The organism is Robiginitalea sp., assembly GCF_049588695.1.
GTDB lineage: Bacteria > Bacteroidota > Bacteroidia > Flavobacteriales > Flavobacteriaceae > Robiginitalea.
Window position 1 is genome coordinate 1 of record NZ_JBAVZJ010000030.1, and the last position, 8,143, is coordinate 8,143.

General features: G+C 46.9%; 8 protein-coding genes and 1 pseudogene. 5 read left to right on the top strand and 4 right to left on the bottom strand.

Going from position 1 to position 8,143, the window contains the following annotated elements; all coding sequences use genetic code 11:
* The 3 genes and pseudogenes from WBV75_RS00530 to brnQ all read right to left on the bottom strand — a co-directional run.
* Nucleotides 1-826, bottom strand: a pseudogene (locus WBV75_RS00530) (two-component sensor histidine kinase); the annotation flags it as partial.
* 46 nt (nucleotides 827-872) lie between these two features.
* Entirely contained in the window at nucleotides 873-1,418 is a 546-nt protein-coding gene (locus WBV75_RS00535; RefSeq protein ID WP_424118713.1) for a CopD family protein, read from the bottom strand.
* Between the two features lie 83 nt (nucleotides 1,419-1,501).
* Entirely contained in the window at nucleotides 1,502-2,803 is a 1,302-nt protein-coding gene (gene brnQ / locus WBV75_RS00540; protein ID WP_424118714.1) for a branched-chain amino acid transport system II carrier protein, read from the bottom strand.
* Between the two features lie 244 nt (nucleotides 2,804-3,047).
* On the opposite strand from brnQ, the gene WBV75_RS00545 reads away from it, so the two are divergent.
* Nucleotides 3,048-3,269: a hypothetical protein gene (locus tag WBV75_RS00545; RefSeq protein WP_424118715.1), complete on the top strand. Its 222-nt coding sequence runs from the start codon at nucleotides 3,048-3,050 to the stop codon at nucleotides 3,267-3,269.
* On the opposite strand, the gene thiL is transcribed toward WBV75_RS00545, so the two are convergent.
* A complete protein-coding gene (gene thiL / locus WBV75_RS00550; protein ID WP_424118716.1) occupies nucleotides 3,261-4,322 on the bottom strand; it encodes a thiamine-phosphate kinase in 1,062 nt (353 codons plus the stop codon). The genes WBV75_RS00545 and thiL overlap by 9 nt on opposite strands.
* Nucleotides 4,323-4,632: 310 nt before the next feature.
* Between thiL and WBV75_RS00555 the strand changes: the two genes are divergently transcribed.
* The 4 genes from WBV75_RS00555 to sufC all read left to right on the top strand — a co-directional run bounded on the left by WBV75_RS00555 (nucleotide 4,633) and on the right by sufC (nucleotide 8,133).
* Nucleotides 4,633-4,962 carry a HesB/IscA family protein gene (locus WBV75_RS00555; RefSeq protein ID WP_424118717.1) on the top strand — a complete coding sequence of 110 codons (330 nt, stop codon included), beginning with the start codon at nucleotides 4,633-4,635 and terminating at the stop codon, nucleotides 4,960-4,962.
* Nucleotides 4,963-5,034: 72 nt separating this feature from the next.
* Nucleotides 5,035-6,480 carry a Fe-S cluster assembly protein SufB gene (gene sufB / locus WBV75_RS00560; RefSeq protein WP_424118718.1) on the top strand — a complete coding sequence of 482 codons (1,446 nt, stop codon included), beginning with the start codon at nucleotides 5,035-5,037 and terminating at the stop codon, nucleotides 6,478-6,480.
* A 10-nt stretch (nucleotides 6,481-6,490) separates the two neighbouring features.
* Nucleotides 6,491-7,375: an N-acyl homoserine lactonase family protein gene (locus WBV75_RS00565; RefSeq protein WP_424118719.1), complete on the top strand. Its 885-nt coding sequence runs from the start codon at nucleotides 6,491-6,493 to the stop codon at nucleotides 7,373-7,375.
* A 5-nt stretch (nucleotides 7,376-7,380) separates the two neighbouring features.
* A complete protein-coding gene (gene sufC, locus WBV75_RS00570; RefSeq protein WP_424118720.1) occupies nucleotides 7,381-8,133 on the top strand; it encodes a Fe-S cluster assembly ATPase SufC in 753 nt (250 codons plus the stop codon).
* Nucleotides 8,134-8,143: the final 10 nt, after the last annotated feature.

Genomic DNA, 8,143 nt, shown 5'->3' on the forward strand with positions numbered 1-8,143 from the left:
CAGCACTATGCGAGAGTTCATCGATCATCGCATTATACGAATCTACCAGTTGTGATATTTCCAGACTTGGGTCCTCGATCAGGATTTTCTCATTGGTCCGTGCCAATCGCGTTTGATTTAATTTCTCTGAAACCGTTTGAAGGGACCGGGTGATGTATTTGGATATAAAATATGCCAGGGCAATGGCCAGAAGCAACATAAAAAGGTATATAATCCCGAGGCGCATCAGGAATTCCCGGAGTTCCTTATCGTAAAAGGAATTTTCTTCTAAGTACGGCAGGTGTAAGATGCCTATGGGCTTAAAGTGGCTGTCTGTGATATAAGAATAGGCTGCCTGGTAGTTAAATCCCGCTGCCGTATTTTCTTCAATAAAGTGCTTATTTATGGTGTTGCTGAGGGAGTCGAGAATGTGCGGTTCCAGGCGTGTGGATACGTCGTCATTGTCAAACTGTGGCCTGGAGCTTTTGATCAATCGCCCCTGCAGGTCGTAGAGATTGAAATTAGTCCCTTCAATGATGGCAATCCGATAAATTTCATCCTTAAAAATCAGGGAGAGGTATTGAGACGTAATCGGGTAGGTAGTCCTTTGGAGGGCGAAAGTAATGGCCTGTTTAATCTGTTGTTCTTTCCGACCCAGGCGATCTTCATGATACTCCCTGGATTGTTCCCTGAACTGGTAGACCGTTACCCCGGCAATTAAGACCGAGGCGATCAGCACCAGAAGGATCATAGAGACAAAAATCCTCGACCGCAATGAAAACTTTCTGAACAAGCCTCTGGGTTTATCGCTAAAGATAGCAATAATCGCACCAAAAAATTTACTCACAGGGGTCTGCGGAGCTTAAGCCCTTATCCATATCGGCAGGGGTATCCTATTCGCTTCCCTGCCTTACCTTTTTGTAGAGCCTGATGCCGAGCATCAGGAGAATGGCCAGCCCTATTAAGCCCCCTAAACCATATAACCACTGAAAACTGCTTTTGAGAATCGCCAGAAAAACCACGGCAAAAAGAATCAGCGTAGCGCCTTCATTCCAAATTCGCATGTATTGAGAGGTATAGGAAAATTGTTCCCTTTGAAATCTTAAAAACATCTGGTGGGTTTTTAAATGGTATACGATCAGTAATACTATAAACCCGAGTTTAATGTGCATCCAGGGCTGTGAAAGCCATGAAGGCATCAAAGCCAGCAAACCGATCGCGAAAATGGTACAGAGAACAGCGGAAGGCCAGGTAATAATGTACCAAAGGCGCTTTTCCATAATGCGAAACTGTTCGGACAGCACGGTTCTGGCCTCTGCAGATTTCTCCCGGGCTTCAATATGGTAGATAAACAGGCGGGGCATATAAAACAAACCCGCGAACCAGGTGACCACAAAAATCAGGTGGAGGGCTTTGATGTAATTGTAGTACTCAGCCATTTTCAGTTTTAAGGTAAACTTACGGCATGCCCATGAAAGTTGAAAATCCACAACCGTTTCCTGAAGTTTCCGGGACGACACCCTTATCCATGGGATGCTTTTAATGGGCTATTACCCGTGGCCCGGAATAAAAAGAAAGCCACTAAAGCGGGAAGGACCCACCCCAACTGGTAGGACTGTAAAGGCCACCAGCTTTCCATTCCCTGGCTGAGCTGTGGCCATCCAATACTGCCCAGAAAGTCGGGGATTGTAAAAAAAAGGGTTGTAAAAACCACGGCCTTGAAAACCCTGGGCGTAGTCCACTTCGGGGGTATGGCATTCAAAAGGATGAGCACAATGGTCAGGGGATAGATAAACATCAGGGCCGGCAGTGCCACAGCGATAATATAATCTACCGGGAATTGCCCCATGAGCACTCCCAAAACGCAACAAATAAAGGCCGTAACCCGGTATACAAACTTAGAATCGCCAAATCGGGATTGTACAAAATCCGAAGTGCCGGTTACGATCCCCACAGCGGTCGTAAAACAGGCCAGGGCGATGAGAAGGCTCAGGAATACATTCCCGTTATACCCGAGGGCCAGCGCACTCATTTCACGCAGCACTTCCGTTCGGCTCAACCCCTCGCTGAGCGCATCTCCCATAAATGCGCCTGAGAGAATTAATCCGGCATAGAGAAAGAGCAAACCCAATCCGGCCATCCATCCGGCCCTTGAGATATAGCGAAAGCGTTGCCCGGTATCGAGATCCGGCATTTCACGTTTAAGGGATATCAGGATCACTCCTCCAACCACAACGGCCCCGATCGCGTCAAAAGTCTGATAGCCCTCCAGCAATCCCGCAGAAAAAGGGTTGTCCAGCACGGTTGGGATGACGACGCCCTCCCCGGTCAGGGTGATGCTACCGATCAGGATCATCAGTACGATCAGAATCGCAGGAGTCAACCACTTCCCGATCAGGGGAACGATACGGGAGCGGTTTAAGACCAATAAAAAAACAACGGAAAAATAAACCAGGCTCGTCAGCAGCGCAGGACTATCAAAAAAAGGTGCGATTCCCATCTCATGGGTTACCGAAGCGGTACGCGGTGCCGGCAAGGCAATGGAAATAGCGTAAACGATATAGCAGTATCCCAGGCTAAACCCCTTAGATACTTTCCGGGGAAAATCAAACATATCCCCCTGCAGGCGGGCGTGCGCAAGGATTCCCAACATAGGGATGACGACAGCCGAGACACTAAAGCCGATACCGGTCTGCCACCAGGAAACTCCCGAGCGCATCCCCAATTGAGGGGGGAGAATAAGATTTCCTGCTCCGAAAAACAGAGAGAATAAGGCCAGGGCCAGTATCCATTCCGATTTTATTTTGATCCCGGGAGTCGGCAAAAGGCTAAAGATTTTTGTTCAATAAATCCTTACCGGGCAATTTACGGTTTCCCGTCGCTTTCAATGCGCTTTATCGAAAAAAGAAAAAAATTATCGGGATTATCCAATAAAATGAGCATACCGTTCGTTGGACAATAGTCTGAACGCTATAATTAAATCTAAAACCTATACGAAGAAAAAGGCGATTCCCAGGTAAAAACCCAAGTACCCGACGGAGCCAAATCGATCCCAAAAACCTACTGCCATGAAAAAACTTTTCTGCTCCCTCTTCGGACACCATTTCAGCGTCTCGAAAAAAATAACTTCCCACATCAAAGAGTACTCCTGTGTGCATTGTGGGAAACAGGTCACTACAGATGCCAGTGGAAATTTATCACTGTTGACTCCGGAAATGAAAGAGATCAATGATACGCTGGAGAATATCTACCAAAAAAGACATCGGCACAATTCACATCAATTAGCCTGAATCCCGACTCCCAAAAGCATTCCAGCCCTGAGCCGTTAACGGAATCGCAGCTCCTCCCCTGGTAATCAGGTTCGCCCCTGCCCCTGATGCCGTCATATGGCCAATTACCGTTAAATCCGGATTACCTTTGATTTTAGGGTAATCTTCCTGGGCTATCGTCATGAGCAATTCGTAGTCTTCCCCTCCACTGAGCGCGGCCAGCGTACTGTCTATTGAGAACTCTTCACATACCTGAATTACCGTCGGATCCAGCGGTATTTTATCTTCATACAAATTACACCCCACCTTACTCGAGGTTGTGAGATGGAGGATTTCAGAAGAAAGACCATCACTGATATCGATCATAGAAGTTGGTCGAACCCCCAGGGCTTTTAATAGTGTAATAATATCCTTTCGGGCCTCTGGTTTTAACTGCCGTTCCACAATATAATGATAGGGCTCCAGGTCGGGCTGATGGTTGGGATTGGCTTTAAAAACTTCTTGCTCCCGCCGGAGCACCTGCAACCCCATATAGGCAGCTCCCAGATCTCCACTTACCACCAAAAGGTCGTTAGCCCCAGCCCCACTGCGATAGGTAATGTCCTCTTCGGCTCCGGTCTGACCTATAGCCGTGACAGAGAGGAGCATTCCCTTTGTTGAGGAAGTCGTATCTCCCCCCACAACGTCTACGCCATAGAGTTTTGAGGCGCGATCTATCCCTTTATAGAGCTCTTCTAGCGCCTGAAGGGAAAACCGGTTTGAAACGGCCATGGAAACAGTGACCTGGGTGGGTGTCATATTCATGGCACAGATGTCACTCAAATTAACCACCAGGGCCTTGTATCCCAGATGCGCCAAAGGGGTGAAGCCCAGATCAAAATGCACACCTTCCACCAACATATCCGTGGAAATAGCGATAAAATTCCCTCCCACCTCAACAATAGCGGCATCATCACCGATTCCCTTCCGCGTTGAAGGTTGGGTTGCAGACATTTTTTGAGTGAGATGGGAAATAAGCCCGAATTCTCCGAGATCCTCCAATTGCGTAGGCGAGCTGTCCTTATTTTCAAACATACCGCTAAAATAATAACACCCTGCGGTTCACAGGCTATTTTCTTTAAAAAACAGTGCCGAATTCCATTTCCGTACCGCCTTTTTTACGGTGGAAATCATCCCTCTTTAGGTGCTCTTGGAACACCCTTGAAATACATGGAAAAGTCCCCGGGAGCATGTGCATTGACCATAAAAAACACAGCCTTTGGGACCGGAATGCTGCTTATAAGTTTTTCCAATAGACCCATACGTTATAATAATGTTAGGAATGCTGCTGAAATCGGACATACTTCCTATATTTGTTTTCTATTTAGATTTATTTCAAATAACAATGATCAAGGTTTCAGAATCCGCAAAACAAAAAGTCCTGACCCTCATGCAAGAGGAAGGCTTTGACACTGCAAACGACTACGTGCGTGTTGGAGTCAAAAGCGGTGGATGCAGTGGTTTGTCCTACGAGCTCAATTTCGATCGGAAAATTGGAGAGACGGACAAAGTATTTGAAGATAACGCCGTTCGCATTATCGTGGACAAAAAGAGTTTTCTGTATCTCGTGGGAACGACCCTGGAATACTCCGGGGGATTGAACGGGAAAGGATTTGTTTTTAATAACCCCAATGCCGAGCGCACATGCGGCTGCGGTGAGAGTTTTTCCCTCTGACAGAGGTGATGGAACTTCTTAAAACCTAAAGCACCTGCGAAAAAAAGGGTGTTTAAAAGCAATTTTTGAATTATGGCCTATACAGAAGAAGAATTAAAGAAGGAGTTGGAAACCAAAGAATACGAGTATGGTTTCTACACAGATATCGAATCCGATACCTTTCCGAAAGGGCTTAATGAGGATATTGTAATCGCCATTTCAAAAAAGAAAGAAGAGCCGGAATGGATGACGGCCTGGCGTTTGGAATCTTTCCGCTTGTGGAAGGAAATGATTGAACCCGAATGGGCTAATGTGAAATACACCAAACCCAATTTCCAGGACATTTCGTATTACTCTGCCCCAAACAATAAACCGAAATACGAAAGTTTGGACGAAGTAGATCCGGAATTGCTCGACACTTTCAAAAGACTTGGCATTTCACTGGACGAACAAAAAAAACTCGCCGGAGTGGCGGTGGATGTGGTCATGGATTCGGTTTCCGTGGCTACCACTTTTAAGAAGACCCTCGCAGAAAAGGGGATAATCTTTTGTTCGATTTCTGAGGCGATTAAGGAGCACCCGGAACTCGTAAAGAAATATATCGGTTCCGTAGTTCCGCAGAAAGACAACTTTTACGCAGCCCTGAATTCCGCCGTATTTTCAGACGGATCTTTTTGCTATATCCCAAAAGGGGTGCGTTGTCCGATGGAGCTCTCCACGTATTTCAGGATAAACCAGGCGGGTACCGGTCAGTTCGAAAGGACCCTGGTCATTGCCGATAAGGGAAGTTATGTAAGCTATCTGGAAGGGTGTACTGCCCCTTCCCGGGATGAAAACCAGTTACACGCCGCAGTAGTAGAGCTTATTGCCCTGGATGATGCAGAAATAAAATATTCCACCGTTCAAAACTGGTTCCCCGGAGATAAAGAAGGCCTTGGGGGGGTATATAATTTTGTGACCAAAAGGGGGCTTTGCGAAAAAAATGCCAAAATCTCCTGGACCCAGGTGGAAACCGGTTCTGCCATCACCTGGAAATATCCTTCCTGTGTGCTTAAGGGGGACAATTCCATAGGGGAATTCTATTCAATTGCCGTGACCAATAACCACCAACAGGCGGATACGGGGACAAAGATGATCCATCTCGGGAAGAATACCCGGAGTACGATCATCTCCAAAGGGATTTCAGCGGGTCAGTCCCAAAATAGCTACCGGGGACTGGTACAGATTAATTCCAGGGCGGATAACGCGCGGAATTTCTCCCAGTGTGACTCCCTGCTTATGGGCAATGCCTGCGGCGCACACACCTTCCCTTATATCGAAGCCAGGAACAAAACCGCACAGGTGGAACACGAGGCGACTACCAGCAAGATTGGAGAGGATCAGATTTTCTATTGCAACCAACGGGGTATCGATACGGAAAAGGCCATCGCCCTGATCGTTAATGGGTTTAGCAAAGAAGTATTGAATAAACTGCCTATGGAATTTGCGGTAGAAGCCCAGAAATTATTAGAAATCAGCCTCGAAGGATCAGTAGGATAAATCGTTTGCCATGAAAGTATTCACTTATTTTTCACTTTGGGCAGTTTTGCTTACCTCCCTCTTTACGGCATGTAAAATGAATGCGGAAAAGAATACGGAGGTCGCCCAGGCGATACAGGAAAAACCGGAGATCCGCCTGTATACTTTTGACGGTGGGACGGTACAGGTCAATGCCCTGGAATTGTTTTCCCAGGATTCAGTCTATAAGGGAAAGTCCAAGGAATTCGCCGATGCCTACTACGTCATTGAGCACCCCAAAGGAACCATGATGTGGGATGCCGGCCTTCCCGAAGCACTCGTTCCCATGGAAGAACCTTATACCTCCCCGGATGGTAATTTTACGGTCTCCCGGTCAGATTCCGTTCAGAAACAGCTGGCAAAAGCGGGGATGACCCTCGATGACATCGACTTCCTTGCCCTTTCACATACCCATTTTGACCATAGCGGACACGCTGCCCGAATGGGGAAATCCACATGGCTGGTTCAGAAATTGGAGTACGATTTCATTACGAGTCCGGAGGTTCAAAAATCGTATCCCGATGAATACAATGCGATTAAGGACATTAAAAATATAAAGCAAATTGACGGGGATTACGATGTTTTCGGGGATGGCTCCGTTGTTATAAAACTCATGCCGGGTCATACCCCCGGACACTCGGTCCTTTATCTGGACCTAAAGGAACACGGCCCTGTATTGCTGACGGGAGATCTCTATCACCTCTATGCGAACCGGAAGAACAAACGCGTTCCGATTTTTAACTACGATGTTAAGCAAACCCTCGAAAGTATGGACCGCTTTGAGAATTTTGCGCAGCAAACGGGGTCAGAAGTATATCTGCAACACCAGAAAGAAGATTTTGAAAAAATGCCTAAGGCGCCTAAATTTTTAAACTAATTGTTATGTTAAAAATAAAAAACCTGCACGCCGGTGTGGACAACAAAAAAATACTTAAAGGGATTGATCTGGAAGTAAAGCCTGGAGAAATTCATGCCATAATGGGTCCTAACGGTTCAGGAAAAAGCACCCTGGCTTCCCTTATCGCCGGAAAAGAAGATTTCGAGGTTACCCGGGGGAAAATCATTTTTGAGGGAGAAGATCTGGATGAGGTGTCTCCTGAGGAGCGCGCGCACAAGGGGATTTTCCTTTCCTTTCAATACCCGGTTGAAATTCCCGGGGTCTCTGTCACCAATTTTATCAAAACGGCCATCAATGAGACCCGGAAGGCTAAAGGCATGCCAGACATGCCGGCTAATGAAATGCTGAAACTTCTCAAGGAAAAGGCTGAAATGCTGGAGATCGATCGAAAATTTCTATCCCGGTCTCTGAACGAAGGTTTTTCAGGGGGAGAGAAAAAACGAAATGAGATTTTTCAAATGGCCATGCTGGAACCCCGCCTGGCAGTGCTCGATGAAACAGATTCCGGACTCGATATTGATGCCCTGCGGATCGTCGCAAATGGAGTTAACAAACTTCGCAATAAAGACACGGCTGTTGTCGTCATCACCCACTATCAGCGCCTGCTGGATTACATCGTGCCCGATTTTGTACATGTGATTCACGATGGAAAAATCGTGAAATCCGGAACCAAAGAGCTCGCCCTCGAACTCGAGGAAAAAGGGTACGACTGGATCAAACAGGAAGCCGTACTCTAAGGCCCCTTGT